This window comes from Arthrobacter sp. 35W (assembly GCF_000482545.1).
GTDB lineage: Bacteria > Actinomycetota > Actinomycetes > Actinomycetales > Micrococcaceae > Specibacter.
Genome location: NZ_KI519455.1, coordinates 816,606 through 833,352, shown reverse-complemented (window position 1 = coordinate 833,352; position 16,747 = coordinate 816,606). Strand labels below are relative to the sequence as shown.

Below are 16,747 nucleotides of genomic sequence, written 5' to 3'. Positions count from 1 at the left end.
GCCGGCGGTCTGCGGCGCAGGCAACCTGGATGGAAAACGAATGGTTTCGAACACGTCGTGATTCCTAAGCCTCTGACAAATGTCGAACGAAGACCGTCCACCGAGGTTGTACCGGGAGGAATCTCATCGCTGCATCGTCGACGCGCCTTGTCGACGCGCTTCGATATCCGTGACATTAGAGCCATGCGGGGGACTGTGTCAAATGTCACAATCAGGGCGGGTGTGCCCGGGAAGGGGCATGCGTGGTGGCTGCCGGCTCCGCCCGGGCCTGAGCAGGGAGCTAGGGTAGGTTTGTGCGTGGCGCCGCCGTACTGTTGCGCACGGTCAGCACGGGTGCGGCCAGGGCCTGCAGGCCCGCCGCATCCTCGCCCTTGAGTCGCCGGGACAGAAATTGTGCTGCCTGGCGGCCCATTGCCCGAGGGTCGGCGGTGGCCGTCGTGAGGGCGGGCATGGTACGCTCCGCGGCGCCTGCACTGGTGTTGATGGCGACGATGGAAAGGTCCCGGGGGACCTTCCAGCCGTGGTTGTCCGCCGCACCCAGAAGACCGACCGTGGCGGCCTCATTGACGGCCACGATGCCCGTGGTTGTCGGAGCCGTTGCCAGGATCTGATCGAAGACCTCGCGCCCACCGGCGAGCGTGCTCAGGGCAGGAAACAACCGCACGCCGATGCCGTGCCGGGCCGCCGAGGCCGCAACCGCGTCCCGCGATCGGACCATGGGGCCGTACCCGGCGTCCAGGGATTCCTGTGAATGCGTCACGAGGCCGATCTTCGTGTGGCCCAGGGCTGCCAGGTGCGCCACGGCCAGCTCACCCATGGCTTCGAAGTCCGCGTCCACAAACGCGAGTCCCTCCGCCGCCGTCGGCCGTCCGATCATCGTGAACGGAACACCCGTCTCCGCCAAGATGGGAATCCGCTTGTCGACCGACCGGACTTCCATCAAGACGATCCCATCCACCAGGCCCTGGGCCACCACCCGTTGGATCTCGCCGACGTCCTCGGCATTGATGGGCCACAACAGGAGATGGTAGCCGTCGGCACGGGCCTGTTCGGCGGCGCCCTGCACATATTCAAACTCTGTGGTGTTCATTCCGTGTTCCCCGACCGGGAATATCAACGAGACGATGCCCGTCCGCTTTCCCGCCAGGCCCTGGGCCAGAAGATTCGGGGTGTAGCCCAGGTCTGCCATGGCGTGCAGGATGCGCTCACGCGTCTCGGGGGAGATGGGCCGTGCCCCGCTGAGCACGTACGAGACGGTGCTCCTGGACACGCCAGCGATCCGTGCAACATCGGCCATAGTTACCAAAAAATGATCCCCTCGGAGTCGGCGGTCCATCATTGACGGGCCAGTGAATGACGACAGGCCGCCGGCCGGAGCGGCAAACCCGCCATGAAAGGCAAACAAGTTCTACGTCAATTTCAGCCTACAGCCGCACCGAGACAACAGCGCTGCACGTCGCCATCGCGTGCCCCCTGCCTAGGGTCTGTGCCCAGAGGTGAGCCTCCGGGCCCGTATTGGTAGGTGGAAGAACTGCCTTCGGTGACTTTGCGGCCGGTTGCTGCCAGGACGCGGACATTCTCCTGTCCAATTACCATGGGAGGATCCTCGTGGGCCCATCACGGTGGTCCTAGGTGGGATGAACGTCTGGTTTCGGGATCGAGTGCCTCAATGGCCGCGGTGGTCCTGTTGACGCCAAGATGCCCGGCGTCGGTATGAATTCGGTGAAGGAGGAGATTGTCCAGTGGCTACGATGGCCGATGTTGCGCGCATGGCGGGCGTGTCCAGGAGCACCGTCTCGTACGTGCTCAGCGGGGCACGGCCCATCTCCGACCCGACCCGTGAGCGGATCCTGAGTGCCATGAAGGAGCTCGCCTACACCCCCAATGCCTTGGCCCAGGGCTTGGCGGGACGACGCACCGGCTTGATCGCCTTGCTGTTTCCGGCCGGTGAGCGTGGACTGAACCTCACCGAGTTTGAATACATCAATGCGGCGGCGGAACGAGCGCGCGAGGACGGCTACCACTTGCTGTTGTGGCCCATTGGCTACGATGACCTCGACGAAATCCGCAAGGTCGTCAGCCAGGGCCTGGTCGATGGCGTGCTCCTGATGGAGGTCCGGACCGTCGACGAACGTGTCGCCGTCCTCAGTGAGGCGGACATTCCCTTCACGATGATCGGCCGGACGGCCGATCCCGGCGGCCTGTCCTATGTCGACACAGATTTTGAGGCCACGGGCGCCTTGGCGGTGGAACATCTTGCCGATCTCGGACACACAGAAATAGTGTTCCTTTCCCAGTCCCAGGAGTACCTGGACGCCGGGGTTGGCCCCTTCGTCAGATCGCGCGACGCGGTGGTGGCTGCGGCAAAAATCCGGGGAATGAACGTCACCGTCCTCGCTGCGCCACCGACGCATCCGCCCGGCCGGGACGTCCTTGACCGGATCTTGGCGGCCGCGCCGCCGGTCACGGCGCTCATCGAAATCAACAGGCCCGCGACGCTGGGTCTGATGGGGGTGGCCATCGAACATGGCCTCAGCCTGCCCCGGGACCTTGCCATCGTTGCGCTCAACACGAGCGAGGCGGCAGCGCGGCTAGGCCGCCCCGCACTCACCAGCGTCTCTCCCAACCACCGGGAAATAGCCCGACTCGCGACCAGCTACTTGCTGCGGTCCCTTCGCGGCGAAGACAGCTCCTCGTTCCAAACCCTGGTCCAGCCATTCCTGACGGTGCGTGAAAGCACGGCCCCCGCCCGCTCCCACTGACCTTTCGGGACATTGCGGCCGCGCTCAAGCCTTCCCGGCTGGGCAATTGGCATTGCAGCCTTGCGGCCCTGCCTCCACGGCCGGGCGCCGGCGAAATACACGACGTGACCCTTGACACGCTTTGAGGCACTCCCTTATGCTCGTTATCGACGCGCGTCGATAGATTTCAAACACCACTTCCCGGACCGGAGAATGAGCTCCATCCGTGCGCACAAGTGAAGGAAATGCTTCTTTGCCCAGTTCCAGCTCTTTGAACCTTGTATCCGCCGCCGGCGCAACAACCGGCCCGGATTGGTGGCGCCAGGCGGCGGTCTACCAGATCTATCCGCGCAGCTTCTCCGATTCCAACGGCGACGGCATCGGCGACCTCAAGGGCATCACCGCCAAGGTGCCCTACCTGCAGGCCCTGGGCATCGACGCCGTGTGGCTGAGCCCGTTCTACCCCTCGGCGCTGGCCGATGGCGGCTACGACGTGGACGACTACCGCAACGTGGATCCGAAGCTGGGCACGCTGGCCGACTTCGACGAGATGACCGCCGCGCTGCACGCCGCCGGCATCAAGCTGATCGCCGACATCGTCCCCAACCACTCCTCCAACCGGCACGAGTGGTTCAAGGAGGCACTGGCCGCACCGAAGGGCTCCGCTGCCCGTGCGCGCTACATCTTCAGGGATGGGCTGGGCAAGGACGGGGAAGTCCCTCCCTCGGACTGGGATTCCAAATTTGGCGGCCCGGCCTGGGAACGCATCATCGAGGCCGACGGCACCCCGGGCCAGTGGTACATGCACATCTTCGCCAAGGAGCAGCCGGACTTCAACTGGGACAACCCCGAGGTCCGCGAGGACTTCCTGACGACGCTGAAGTTCTGGTCGGACCGCGGCGTGGACGGCTTCCGCATCGACGTCGCCCACGCCCTGGTCAAGGACCTCTCCGAGCCGCTGCCCTCCAAAGCAGAGTTGCCCGTGGAAGGAACCGGTGCGGATGGTCTGGCCGACGGATCCCACCCGTTCTGGGACCGCGACGACGTCCACGGCATCTACGCCGAGTGGCGCAAGCTGTTCAACCAGTACACCCCGCCGCGCACCGCCGTCGCCGAGGCCTGGGTGCACGCCTCCCGCCGCGCCCGCTACGCCAGCCCCGAGGGCTTGGGCCAGGCGTTCAACTTCGACCTGCTGCAGGCCGATTTCGACGCCGACGCCTTCCGTAGCATCATCACCAAGAACCTGGCCGAGGCCGAGGCGACGGGCGCGTCGTCAACGTGGGTGTTCTCCAACCACGACGTCGTCCGCCACGCCACTCGCTACGGACTGCCAGCCGGCAGCGGGCGCCACGGCCAGGATTGGCTGCGCCAGGGCGGTTCGGCATCCGCCGTCGACACCGAACTGGGCCTGGCCCGTGCGCGCGCCGCCTCCTTGCTGATGTTCGCCCTGCCCGGTTCCGCCTACCTGTACCAGGGTGAGGAACTGGGCCTGCAGGAAGTGGGCTGCATTGCCGACTCCGCACGCCAGGACCCGGCGTTCTTCCGCAACCCGGGCGTGGACATCGGCCGTGACGGCTGCCGCGTGCCGCTGCCGTGGACGTCCGAGGGCACCTCCTTCGGATTCGGCGACGGCGGGGCACACCTGCCGCAGCCGGAATGGTTCGCCGGCTACGCGGTGGACGCGCAGGAAAACGTCGAGGATTCCACCCTGGAGTTCTACCGTGAAGCATTGCTGTACCGCCGCCACCTGCAGAGCGCCGAGCAGCTCAAATGGGTGCGTGCGGATGCATCGGTCCTGCACTTCAGCCGCCCCAACGGCTGGCAGTCGGTGACCAACTTCGGCAGTGGGCTCGTGGAACTGCCCGCTGGCACCGTCATCCTCAGCAGCGGTCCGCTGGAGGGCGGCAAGCTCCCGAGGAACACCACGGCCTGGATCGTCTAATCCGCGCCTCCATCCCCACACCCAATCCCCAACAGTTGCAACTCAACGAGGAGTACCCATGAAAGCACGTCTGAACATCGCGGCAGCGGCATTGATCGTCGGGGCCATTGCCCTCTCCGGATGCGCCGGAGGCACCCCTGCCGCCAGTAGCGCCGGTGGCGGCGATGCCGCGAACGGCCTCAACGACCGCGGCCCCATCACCTATGTGCAGGGCAAGGACAACTCCAATGTTGTCCGCCCGCTGCTGGACAAGTGGAACGCCCTGCACCCGGACCAGATCGTCACGTTCAAGGAGCAGTCCGACAACGCGGACCAGCAGCACGATGACCTGGTCCAGCGGTTCCAGGCCAAGGCCACCGACTACGACGTCGTCGATGTCGACGTGGTCTGGACGGCGGAGTTCGCCGCCAAGGGCTGGCTCCAGCCGCTGAAGGACACCATGGCCGTCGACACTTCCAAGATGCTGCCGGCCACGGTGAAGACCGCCACGTACAAGGGCACGCTCTACGCCGCACCGCAGACCTCCGACGGCGGCATCCTCTACTACCGCAAGGATCTGGTCCCCACCCCGCCCAAGACCTGGGACGAGATGATGGGCATGTGCTCCATCGCCAAGGCCAACAACATCGGCTGCTATGCCGGACAGTTTGCCAAGTATGAGGGCCTGACGGTGAACGTGGCCGAGGCCATCAACACCGCCGGCGGCACCATCGTGGGCGAGGACGGCAAGCCCACCCTCGACACGGCCGACGCCAAGACAGGCCTGAACAACCTGGCCGCCGCCTACAAGGACGGCAACATCCCCACCGAAGGCATCACCTACCAGGAGGAGCAGGGCCGGCAGGCCTTTGAGGACGGCAAGCTGCTGTTCCTGCGCAACTGGCCCTACGTCTACAACCTGGCCAAGGCCGACGGCGCCTCCACGGTGAAGGACACCTTCGGCATCGCCCCGCTGCCGGGCAAGGACGGCCCCGGCGCCTCCTCCCTGGGCGGGCACAACCTGGCCGTGAGTGTCTACTCCAAGAACAAGGCCACCGCCAAGGACTTCCTGGCCTTCATGACGAGCGAGGAAACAGAGAAGTTCTACGCCACCCAGGGCTCGCTGGCCCCTGTCCTCACCTCGCTGTACGACGACCCGGCCCTGGTGGCCCAGCTGCCGTACCTCCCCGTGCTGAAGACCTCCATCGAGAACGCCGTGGCTCGTCCGGTCACCCCGTTCTACCCGGCGGTCACCAAGGCCATCCAGGACAATGCCTATTCCGCCATCAAGGGTGAGAAGAGCGTTGACGCGGCCCTGGCGGACATGCAGAACGCCATCGCCTCCGCCGGCTCGCAGTAGCCGCCGACGTCCGTGTGCTGCGGGTGGCCTCCCCGCCTCCCGCAGCACACGGCTCTTGAGCACCGTGCCGCCAGCGGCCAGGCAAGAGGTGGGTGCTGCGGCACCACCAACGGCGCCATCCGGCGCCATGTCCCGGCAGCGGGCGCACAGCTGCCATCCATACGGTGAAAGGAGAGGCCATGTCCACCCACGCGCAGCCAACGACGGTTCGCGGGACCGCCGGCCCCAACGCAGGACACGAAAACAAAGAAGTAGGCCAGGACCGCAAGGCCAAAACCCAGGGGCGGTGGGCGGCGACACTCATCCTTCCCACCGTGATCGTGCTGGGCATCGTCATCGTCTATCCGGTGGTCAATGCGATCATCATGTCCTTCCAACAGGATGAGGGCCTGGACCCGGTGACCGGCAGTTTTGTGGCCGGCGGCTTCGCCGGGGTGGCCAACTACGTGCACTGGCTGTTCCAACAGTGCCCCGCCCCCGACGGCGGAACCACCGCCTGCTCGCCCGGCAGCCTTGGCGCGCAGTTCTGGTCCGCCATGGGCACCACGTTTTTCTTCACCGTTGTCACGGTGGTCTTGGAAACGGTGCTGGGCTTCTGGATGGCCATCATCATGGCCCGGACCTTCAAGGGCCGCAGCGCCCTGCGGGCCGCGGTGCTGGTTCCGTGGGCCATCCCCACGGCCGTCACGGCCAAGCTGTGGTTCTTCATCTTTGCCTTTGACGGCATCGCCAACAAGCTCTTCGGCACCGCCATCCTCTGGACCGGCTCCGAGGGACCCGCCCGGACGGCGATCATCATTGCCGATGTTTGGAAGACCACCCCGTTCATGGCGCTGCTGATCCTGGCCGGTCTGCAGATGATCCCGGCCGAGGTCTACGAAGCCGCCAAGGTGGACGGCGCCTCCGCCTGGCAGCGCTTCACCCAGATCACGCTGCCGCTGGTGAAGCCGGCGCTGATGGTGGCCATCCTGTTCCGTGTGCTTGACGCCCTGCGCATGTACGACCTTCCGGCCATCATGACCGGAGGAGCCAACGGCACCACCACGCTGTCCATCCTCGTGGTGGACCAGATCAGGCAGGGCTTCAACTCCGCCGCGGCCCTGTCCACCATCACGTTCCTTGTCATCTTCCTCGTGGCGTTCATCTTTGTCCGCTTCCTGGGGGCCAATGCCGTCCAATCCGCCACCGGCCCCGGAAAGGGGAAGGGCAAATGAGCATCTCAACAGCCAAAGCCGCCAGTGCCGCCGCCGCGGCGCCGCATCTGGCCGCCAAGCGTCGTGAACGCTGGGCGAACGGCCGCACCTACATCAGCGCCGCACTGATCTTCATTTGGTGCCTGCTGCCGTTCTATTGGATGATCGTCACGGCGTTTCGGGATGTCGGCTACACCTTCGACCCCACGCCGTTCTTCACCCACGTCACCTGGGACAACTTCACCACGGTGTTCTCCGAGGATCTGGGCAACCACTTTGCCCGGAACCTGCTCAACTCGCTCCTCGTGGCCGGCGTGACCACCATCGTCGCCCTGCTGTTCGGCGTCTTTGCCGCCTACGCCCTGGCCCGGCTGGAGTTCCGCTTCAAGTTCCTGGTGCTGGGGTTTGTCCTTGGGGCTTCGATGTTCCCCGGTGTGGCACTGGTGACCCCGCTGTTCCAGCTGTTCACCAACATTGGCTGGTACGGCACCTACCAGGCGCTGATCATTCCGAACATCTCCTTTGTGCTCCCGCTGACCGTGTACACGCTGACCTCGTTCTTCCGCGAGATGCCGTGGGAGCTTGAGGAATCGGCACGCATCGATGGCTGCACGCAGGGCCAGGCCTTCCGCAAGGTGATCATGCCGCTGGCCGCACCGGCGGTGTTCACCACGGCCATCCTGGCGTTCATCGCGGCCTGGAATGAGTTCCTGATTGCCAGCCAGCTCTCCAACGAATCGACCAAGACCGTCACAGTGGCCATTGCCTACTTCGCCGGGGCGCAGCCGCACCAGGAGCCGTACACCGCCGTCATGGCGGCCGGCACAGTGGTGACCATCCCGCTGGTGATCCTGGTGCTGGTGTTCCAGCGCAAGATCGTCGCCGGCCTGACCGCCGGAGCCGTCAAGTAATGGCCAACGGCGGCTACCGGGACAGGAAGGCCCAACGCATCGGCGAAAACCTCGACGTTCTGCTCGGGCTCCTCGCCTTCGCCGGCCTCGTCCTGGTCATTGTCACCGTGGTGGTCCAGATGAGTGGACAGCCCGCCTGGATGTGGTCACTCGCGCTGCTTGCCTGGTCTCTTTGCTGTGGAACGCTGTGGAAGATCAGGAGTAGAATCCGGCCGCGCCCACCCCGCAATCCCACACCATGAGCGGCGCCGTCGCCATCATGACCGGCGCCGCCACGGCCTGACCGGCCCGGCCATCTCCTGCTCCCACCAGGGCAGTCCTTCTCCGTCCGCGGACCTGCTCACCGGTCCGCGGACGGATCCATCCCAGGACCGGCCACCGGTACACCCCGACGAAAGAATCCAGATGCACAAGCCTCAAACGGGCGGCTACGCCCACGACCTGCTCGACGTCATCGTCATCGGCGAAGCCCTGATCGACATCGTCAATGCCCCCGACGGATCCATCGGGTACCCCGGCGGGTCCCCGGCGAACGTCGCCTACGGACTGGGCCGCCTCGGCGTCCGCACCGGGCTGCTCACGGCGATCGGCAACGACGAACACGGCGCCGCCATCACCGACCACCTCCACAGCGCCGAGGTCAGGCTGCTGCCTGGATCCACGTCCCTGGAACGGACAGCGACCGCCACGGCCACCTTAGCTGCAGATGGCTCCGCCAGCTATGACTTCGACATCACCTGGGAACTGGGACAGATCGCACCGGCAGTGATCCCGAAGATCCTTCACACCGGTTCGATAGCCACGTTCCTGGCCCCCGGTGCTGCCGCAGTCCGCTCCCTTCTGGAGCATTCCCACCGCTCCTGCCTGGTCACCTATGACCCCAACATCCGCCCCGCCCTGCTCGGCAGCCACGCCGAGGCAAAGACCATCTTCGAAGACCTGCTCCCACTGACCGACGTCCTCAAACTCAGCGACGAGGACGCCCGCTGGCTCTACCCCGGACAAGATCTGGAGGACACCGCCACGCACCTGCTGGGCCTGGGCGCGCGCCTGGCCGTCATCACCCAAGGCAGCCAGGGATCGCTGCTGGCTACACCCGGGGCCCGCTTCAGCATCCCGTCCGTGAAAACAGCTGTCGCCGACACCATCGGCGCCGGCGACGCCTACATGGCCGCGCTCATCTTCGGACTCCTGTCCCGGAACGAAGAAGGATTCACACCCGCCGCGCTCGAAACCATCGGACAAACCGCCTCCCTGGCTGCCGCCATCACCGTAAGCCGCCCCGGAGCCAACCCCCCAACCTCCGCAGAACTCCAGACACGACTGCTCGAACCCCAACAACAGCCCTACGCCACCGTATAGGCCACACCGCACCCACGGCACCGGCAGCTCTGCACCGGTTCCCATGGACATTTGCCCGTCACGGTATCTGCCTGGATCTGGCCCCTGATGTCATCTTGGGGTATACGCCAGCCTGAAGAGGACCATCGACAGTGAATGGGCGTGCCTACGATTAGTGCGGTCAACGGGCTGCTTCGTGATTGAAATAGAGACAGGGGATTTCCAGCCCGTGCAGGCCGGGAAGCTAGGCTTCGATGTGGCCTAGTTGATGACAAGCTTCGGCGCCCCGCGCATGCCCCGGCGGTGGGCGTCCTGATCAGCGGCGACAAGAACGACCCCACGGCCCAGTACGCCCTGGGGCGGTCGACCGCCTCGATGGCTGTCGCCACGTAAAGGAAAGGCGCAGATTGCAACGGACGATCGGCGTTGCCAACGTGAACCGTCTGTAAGGGGCCACAACCCCAAAGGGGTTGGGCAGGCTTCTAGTCAAGCCATCGTGGTGGGCCGGGACGGCGCCGGCCCTTGCGACCAGGCGGACAGATCCCGGGAATGACACCCCACCGGGGTCAGACGGTTCATGAGTCACACCTGGTCGGAGGAACCAGTACTACCCTGCCAGCTAGCCCCAGGCCAGCCACCACCAACACTTACAGACGGTTCACCTGAATTCCGGATCTCCGGTGTGTATCGGTTGTTTTGGGTGCGAACCGGGTGGATAGACTGTTTGCCGAGGAGGTGTGTGCCATGAGTGACAAAGACGGTCTCTCTGCCAATGAGCTGCTTGATGCGCTCAAGGCACTGGCCAATCCTGTGCGCCTGCAGATCATGGATTGGCTCCGTGACCCGGTCGCTGAATTCGCCGAGTATGATCCCATCGCCGACCGGATCGAAGTCGGGGTCTGTGGCAGCCACATCAAAGCCAAAAGCGGCCTCGCCCAATCGACGGTCTCCTCGTACATGACCACCCTGGAACGTGCCGGGTTGGTCCAATCCACTCGTGTGGGCAAGTGGACCCACTACAGGCGCAACGAGACTCTCCTGCGCCAAGTGGGGGACAAGATTGCGGGCAACACTTAGCAACATATCGACATATCGCGATCTGTAGATATGCTGGGCGGGTGAGCACGCAACCAGACACCCGCGCCTCGGCGCTCATCATCCACGCCCATCCCGAGACCGACTCGTTTTCCACCTCTCAGGCGCACGCCGCCGCCGAGTCCCTGCGGGCGCAGGGTTACGCCGTCAAGTTCATCGACCTGTACGCAAAAAAATGGGAGCCTGTCCTGGGCCGGGACGAGTTCGAGCCGTTCGAGGGGCCGTTCAAACCGCAGCGCGAGCAATGGAATGCCGTGAAGGACGGGACCCTGCCGGCGGACGTCCGCGCCGATCTGGACGCGGTGTTCCACGCCGATCTACTGGTGCTGTCGTTCCCGCTGTGGTGGTTCTCCCTGCCGGCGATCCTCAAAGGCTGGCTGGACCGGGTCTTCGTCATGGGCGGCGTCAGCGGCGGCGACCTCGGCGCCTTCGAGCAGGCCGCTTTGACCGGGCGGCGAGCCGTGGTCCTGGCCACGACCGGCGGTTCGGCCGCTGCCTTCGCCCCCGACGGGGCGTTCGGGGACATCAATGATTTCCTCTTCCACATCAACCGCGGAATGTTCGAGTTCGTCGGCTACGCCGCCCTCGAACCAATCATCACTTACGGCCCGGCCCACCTGGACGATGCCCTGCGGGCAGAAGCGCTCCACCGGGTGCGGGACGCTTTCAGCAATCTTCACCACAGGCCCCTGGCGGCTTCCACGCGCTACCGCGCCCTGGCCGCCACTTCCTAACTACCTCACCATCACGACAGCGGACAGTGCATCATGCCCGTCCGCAGCTCAACTGCGCCCATCCGGACTTCCGGATACCGCACCAGAAAGGGATAGACCACCATGACCGCGAATACTTTGCTCGCGACCAGGGCGGCGGAACGGCTTACCGGCCGCCAGCGTCTGGCCGTCGCCGTGCTGCTCACGGCGAATTTTACCCTCGCCGTGGACTTCTCCGTCCTCAATGTCGCCCTGCCGCACATCGGCCGCGACCTCGGTTTCACCACCGCGAACCTGCAATGGATCGTCACCGCGTTCGCCCTATGCGCGGCCGGCTTCACCCTGTTCTTCGGCCGCGTCGCCGACCTGTTCGGCCGCAAACGCCTATTCATCCTCGGCATCGTCCTTCTCGGTGCCTCCTCCCTTGTCGCCGGCCTCGCCGCCGAACCCGTGCTGCTGCTGACTGCCCGCGTCGGGCAGGGCCTCGCCACCGCCATGGTCACCCCGGCGGCCCTGTCACTACTCACCACCATGTTCACCGAAGGGCCGGCCCGCGCCCGCATCCTCGGCCTCAGCGGCGCCCTCATGGCCGCAGGGTTCACCACCGGTGCCGCCCTCGGCGGTGTGCTCGCCGGCTTGGTGAGCTGGCGTTGGGCCTTCTTCATCAACGTCGTCATCGCCCTGTTCGTCCTGGCCACGGCCCCGTTCGCGCTGACCGACAAGCCCACCGAACGCCGACCCCGCCTGGACACTCCCGGCGCGATCACCGTCACTCTTGCCCTGGTCTCCCTCGTCTACGGCATTACCACCGCCGGCGCGGCCGGATGGGCCGACCCGCTCGCCTGGGGCCCGATCCTCGCAGCTGCGATCCTGTTCGCGGTCTTCCTGTGGATCGAATCCAGCGTCGCCGAACCCCTTCTCGACCCGGCGCTGCTGAAGCGCCGCAACATCGCCTGGGGCAACTTCGCCGGGCTCCTTGCGTTCGCGACCGAGACGTCGCTGGTGTTCCCGCTCACCCTCTACCTGCAGGAAACCCTCGGATTCAACGCCGTCACCGCCGGCCTGATCTTCGCCTGGCTCGGCATCGGGACCGTCCTGGGCGGACTCATCGCTCCGAAAGTCATCGGAAAGATCAACTCCAAGAACGCAATCGTCATCGGCTTCATCATCCAGGGCGCCGCGACCCTCCCACTCGCCTTCGTCTCCGACAACCAGGCCTGGGTCATTCCGCTGCTGGCCGTCACCTTCATCGGCGGCGTCGCCAACCTGGTCGCGATCGTCGGCTACACCGTCGCCTCCACCACTGGAGTGCCGGCCGAACAGCAGGGCCTCGCCACCGGCCTGATCACCATGAGCCAGCAGGTCGGCATCACCCTCGGCACCCCCGTCATGTCAGCAATCGTCACTGCCTTCGCTGCCTCAACGCTCCTCCCCGGACTCCAGGCCGCAATCGGCATCAACGCGGCCATCTGCCTGGTCTCCGCCGTCGTGGTCGCGCTCTTCCTGCGACTGCCTGCCAGCAGCAAAACCACGGCCTGAGGACACCACCGCCGCCAGATTGACGCGGGGACCCGCCGCGAATGATGCGGCCGTCCCCCACGGAAACCTTGGCGGTCAGAAAGGCACAGAATTGGACCGTGCCGAAGTAAACCAGGAATCGTCTTCGTGTTGAAGTAAAGGGGTAAGGCATGTTCATGGCAACTTCCGTTCTGCCGGCCGTTCCAAAGGGAACACCCGGCATCCCAATCCAAGACCCAGCCCCGGCGCAGGCCCGGCTGGTCGGATTCTTTCCCGGCCTGGGAAGCCGGGCCGCATACCGTGGGGCGGCGGCCGCGATTCTGAACGACGCGCCGCTGCGCACGTTGACGCTTCTGGACGAAGCGGCAGCGGCCCTGCGGGACCCGGCGACAAAAGCAGAGCTGCTGCTTGAGGGCAGCCTGCCGCCGGACCGACTGCGCAGGCAGGGCAGGATCGGCGCAGGCGTACTTGCCGCAAACCTGGCCCTGGCCGACCGATTCGAACATCTGGCCGCAATCCGCGGGGTGGGGTACTCCTTCGCCGCATTCACGGGGGAGAGTTTCGGGGTTCTGAGCGCTGCAGTCGCCTCGGGAGCGCTGACGGTGGGAGAGGGCGTCCGCATTGCGGAGGCGTTCACACCTCTCATGCTCCTCGCTTCCGCCCCCGACGCCGGGGCAGCCGACACCGGGGACGAGTTTTTGCAGGAACTGCGCGGACATTTGCCCCCGTTCACGCCCGGGGAATTCCCGGTCGAGGAACCGGCACACGTCCTGGGGCTTGTCGGCGACCCGGAGCATTTGGAGGAACTACTGAAGGACCTCGCCTCGTCTGTTCTGTCGACGGACGTGGAGGTGCATAAGCGGTACTCGTGGCGCCAGGCCAATGTGTACGTCCGCGGCGGCTATCTGCCTCGCTTCATGAAGAGGCTTGAGCGTTACCCGCTCATCGAAGCGACCGAGCTCAAAACGCCCACGACATTCCTGGCCCATTCCGCACGGATGAGCGTTGTCCGGGATGCTCTATCGAGTTGGATGGCCTCGCAGCGGATCGAGTTCCGCACACCGCACACACCAGTCATCGCGAACCACCGGAAGGCGGTGCTGACGTCCGCCGAGGAGATCCGCGACGCCGTGCTCGCCATGGCCGACCGGATCATGGACTCCGAGGGCACCGCCGAGGAGATCAAGCACATCGATCCCGATGTGATCCTGGAAATCGGTTTGGGGAACCGCTCCGTGGAGTTGCTGACGGCGAACGGGGTCGACGTGCCCGCCACGTCATGGACGGCCGATGACACCGGCGTCCTGGACGCGATGAGCGTCGCCGACCGCTTCCGCTCCGCGCTGCGTGAACTGCGGTCACCGGGCGCCTCCATTAGTCCGGCACATCTGGAACTGTTGCGTGACGTCTTCGGTCCGTCCGCCTCGCCGCTGCCGCTGCTCTGGGTGCGGCGCGTGATCGGGGAAGCGATCACCGACGTAGTCAGCCGGCCCCGCCGTGATGATCTTGACGGGCTGCGCCGCTTCCTCGATCTATTCCGACACACCCTGGCACACCGGGAAGACATTGCCGAAGGCCTGCTTGTCGCACGATCCAGGGTGAAGAAGCGGCTGAACGGGGAGGCCTCGACGCTCGGCCACGCCGCGACCGAGTTGGAGGCGCTGCACCCGGACGGCAAAGTCGAGGTGGTCTTGTTGGACCGGGCCAGCCACGCCGAATCAATAGTGTTCCACTTCGAAAAGTCCCCCGACACCAGCGCGGATGAGATTGTCCGGGCCGCGCGGGCCCTGGCCCGGGCCCAACCGCCAGCAGACCGGATCTACACCGACATCGCCTCCGTGACCCCGCGCCTGCGGCAGGCCGGTCACGGATTGGTGAGCATCCAGGCCGCTGTCGCCTTCGTGGCGCACCGGCTTGCCCTGTTTGAACTGCTGCGGATCTACCGCCCGTCGCTGATAGCCCAAACAGACCACAACCTCGCCGGCAGCGACCGGTCCGGCTGGCTGCTAGCCCTCGCCGTGGCCCACTCGGTGACACCGGCGAGCATCATCCCCCTGGTGGCATTGACGTTCGACCCTGAGCCCTGGCCGGACCGTGTGAACGCGGAGCTGGAAAGGCTCCTGCCCGAGATCGGTGATTCCACGATTCCCGTGCTGTCGCCCGACGGGGTGCCACTGCATACACGGCGCGAGCTGCAGGACGCCACCGCCCGGGTGTTCCACAACGCCGCCCTGGACCGCCCCGAACGGCTCGTCCAGCTCAACGGTGCCTGCCTGGTCGTCTCGCTCGGCTCCGTGCTGGCATCGTACCGGGTCCGGTCGACCCCGCACCAGGCCCGGGTCGTCTCCGTCCGGGTACCTGCGGAACTGTGGCGGAAAGGGATCAACCGTGCACTCGATGCGGCGGACGAAGGTTCGTCCCTCGTCCGCTCCCACGAAGGTGAACGGGTCCTCCGGTATGCCCAGGGTCGGAAGATCCTCAGCAGCACCGTGAACGCGTACATTGAGCCGGGCGAGACCGTGATCGGTTTCGGCGCCGGGGGCAGCGAATCGATGACGATGTTCTTCGAACACGACGACGTCCCGGGAGTCCGGGTGCGCAAGGTCCTCAGCGATGCCCTTACCACCGTGAACTGGGACCCGGAGGGGACGGGAGTGATGCTGCCGCCGTTCGCGAAGGCACAACGTCAGGCAGAATACCTCCGGGCATTACCTCCCTCACTCGGCCGGGTGTTCCCCCAGGTCGGGAAAATCACCGCCCGTGGCCTCCCCGTGCCGTTGCACCTCGCCGCGGACCGCTCCGAAGAGTTCCGGGAACTCATCTACGAAATGTCCTATGTTCCCGGCGAAGAAGTCAGCAGATGGGTCGAAAGGACCAGCCCGCCGTCTGCGGTCGTTGCCCGCGTGTACGAAGTGATCCTCGGCGTGCTGCACCGGGACGTACACACGGTACGGCGCCAGCCGGCTCCCGGGGAAACGCTCGAAGAGCAGTACCTCACCAAGATCGAGCACCGCCTGGAACTCTGCCGACGCACCGCACCGGAAACCTTCGGGTCATGGCTCCTTGACCCGGAACAGATCGTGATCAACGGGCGGACCCTGCGCAACGTGGGGCCCCTCCTGGTGGCATTGCGGGCCAGCAAGGAATTCCAGGACACCCTGGAACCCTGTTTCCACGCCCTGGTCATGGGTGACACGAACACGGAAAACGTCAAGATCATCAACGTCGAACCCTTGCTCACCGCCCAGCGGGTCATCGAATCCGGCGCCGCCCCCGCCGAGGTCGACTCGGCACTTCAAGCAATCACCGCCGATTCGATCGGGGTGATGTTCCTCGACCCGCGCGCCATCGGCTACCGCAGCGACGGCGCGGACACCAGCGATGACCCGATGTACGACAACAAGCCGTGGCACAACTCCCTCGGACACTACGACGAGATGCACTACGAACAGTTCGAGCTCGACACCCGCACCGTCGACGGGGTGCCCACCATCGACGTCCGGTTCCGCACCGGCAATCCCTACCAACGCGCGTACAACGTCCGCGACGTCGTCGAGCAGGGTGAACCAATCACCGACCAGTCCGGGATGGAGGCACACTTCGCCCGGGTAATGCGATCGGTTTACCAGCTCGACGATCCCGACTCCGCCCAGCACCGGGACGACCCGCACTGGCTGACCCGCTTTGTGTTCACCATGGGCACGCACTTCACCGCGATGCCGCCGTTCCACTTCCTCTCCGAAGTAGACGGGTCCCTGACAGACACTCCGCTGGCGCAACGCCGACCGGTCGCGATCTACGCCGAAGGCATCAAGTGGCTGAACTGGGCTCTTGAAATGCTCGAAGGCACCCGCACCGAGTTCCTCGGAATTCCGGTCCCGGCGACCGGAAACGCGGCCACTACGTAGCACCGCCGAACCCAAAACTCCTTGAACACCATTCCTATCTGAGGAC

Annotated in this window: 11 protein-coding genes; 10 read left to right on the top strand and 1 reads right to left on the bottom strand. The window is 65.5% G+C overall.

Translation table 11 applies throughout. The annotated features are described in order from the left end of the window. Positions 1-280: 280 nt before the first annotated feature. Positions 281-1,297, bottom strand: coding sequence for a LacI family DNA-binding transcriptional regulator (locus K254_RS23630; protein WP_035750255.1), 1,017 nt, complete (start codon positions 1,295-1,297; stop codon positions 281-283). A gap of 454 nt (positions 1,298-1,751) precedes the next feature. Between K254_RS23630 and K254_RS23625 the strand changes: the two genes are divergently transcribed. From K254_RS23625 to K254_RS23610, 10 genes are all read left to right on the top strand, one after another. Next, the gene (locus K254_RS23625; RefSeq protein ID WP_035750253.1) at positions 1,752-2,762 is read left to right on the top strand and encodes a LacI family DNA-binding transcriptional regulator; all 1,011 of its coding nucleotides are present in this window, start codon (positions 1,752-1,754) and stop codon (positions 2,760-2,762) included. A gap of 232 nt (positions 2,763-2,994) precedes the next feature. Further along, entirely contained in the window at positions 2,995-4,683 is a 1,689-nt protein-coding gene (locus K254_RS0115945; RefSeq protein ID WP_026556214.1) for a glycoside hydrolase family 13 protein, read from the top strand. Between the two features lie 58 nt (positions 4,684-4,741). Beyond that, positions 4,742-6,022 (top strand): ABC transporter substrate-binding protein, encoded by a 1,281-nt coding sequence (locus tag K254_RS0115940; protein WP_026556213.1) that lies wholly within the window; start codon positions 4,742-4,744, stop codon positions 6,020-6,022. A gap of 179 nt (positions 6,023-6,201) precedes the next feature. Next, on the top strand, positions 6,202-7,236 hold the full coding sequence (locus K254_RS0115935) for a carbohydrate ABC transporter permease (protein ID WP_026556212.1): 1,035 nt from the start codon (positions 6,202-6,204) through the stop codon (positions 7,234-7,236). Then, positions 7,233-8,126: a carbohydrate ABC transporter permease gene (locus tag K254_RS0115930; protein ID WP_026556211.1), complete on the top strand. Its 894-nt coding sequence runs from the start codon at positions 7,233-7,235 to the stop codon at positions 8,124-8,126. Before K254_RS0115935 ends, K254_RS0115930 begins: the two co-directional genes overlap by 4 nt. Positions 8,127-8,531: 405 nt before the next feature. Further along, positions 8,532-9,488 (top strand): carbohydrate kinase family protein, encoded by a 957-nt coding sequence (locus K254_RS0115920; RefSeq protein WP_026556210.1) that lies wholly within the window; start codon positions 8,532-8,534, stop codon positions 9,486-9,488. 723 nt (positions 9,489-10,211) lie between these two features. Continuing rightward, entirely contained in the window at positions 10,212-10,544 is a 333-nt protein-coding gene (locus K254_RS0115910) for an ArsR/SmtB family transcription factor (RefSeq protein ID WP_026556209.1), read from the top strand. Between the two features lie 41 nt (positions 10,545-10,585). Then, positions 10,586-11,296 carry an NAD(P)H-dependent oxidoreductase gene (locus K254_RS23615; RefSeq protein WP_051389291.1) on the top strand — a complete coding sequence of 237 codons (711 nt, stop codon included), beginning with the start codon at positions 10,586-10,588 and terminating at the stop codon, positions 11,294-11,296. A 102-nt stretch (positions 11,297-11,398) separates the two neighbouring features. Continuing rightward, complete coding sequence (locus tag K254_RS0115900; RefSeq protein WP_026556208.1) at positions 11,399-12,814, top strand: MFS transporter; 1,416 nt, start codon at positions 11,399-11,401, stop codon at positions 12,812-12,814. A 323-nt stretch (positions 12,815-13,137) separates the two neighbouring features. Then, a complete protein-coding gene (locus tag K254_RS23610; RefSeq protein WP_155848596.1) occupies positions 13,138-16,701 on the top strand; it encodes an ACP S-malonyltransferase in 3,564 nt (1,187 codons plus the stop codon). Positions 16,702-16,747 lie beyond the last annotated feature (46 nt).

Coding starts and splice junctions, on each gene's coding strand:
- K254_RS23625 (WP_035750253.1), top strand. CDS start 1,752: ATGGCCGATGTTGCGCGCATGGCGGGCGTGTCCAGGAGCACCGTCTCG.
- K254_RS23630 (WP_035750255.1), bottom strand. CDS start 1,297: ATGGCCGATGTTGCACGGATCGCTGGCGTGTCCAGGAGCACCGTCTCG.
- K254_RS0115910 (WP_026556209.1), top strand. CDS start 10,212: ATGAGTGACAAAGACGGTCTCTCTGCCAATGAGCTGCTTGATGCGCTC.
- K254_RS0115930 (WP_026556211.1), top strand. CDS start 7,233: ATGAGCATCTCAACAGCCAAAGCCGCCAGTGCCGCCGCCGCGGCGCCG.
- K254_RS0115935 (WP_026556212.1), top strand. CDS start 6,202: ATGTCCACCCACGCGCAGCCAACGACGGTTCGCGGGACCGCCGGCCCC.
- K254_RS0115920 (WP_026556210.1), top strand. CDS start 8,532: ATGCACAAGCCTCAAACGGGCGGCTACGCCCACGACCTGCTCGACGTC.
- K254_RS0115900 (WP_026556208.1), top strand. CDS start 11,399: ATGACCGCGAATACTTTGCTCGCGACCAGGGCGGCGGAACGGCTTACC.
- K254_RS0115940 (WP_026556213.1), top strand. CDS start 4,742: ATGAAAGCACGTCTGAACATCGCGGCAGCGGCATTGATCGTCGGGGCC.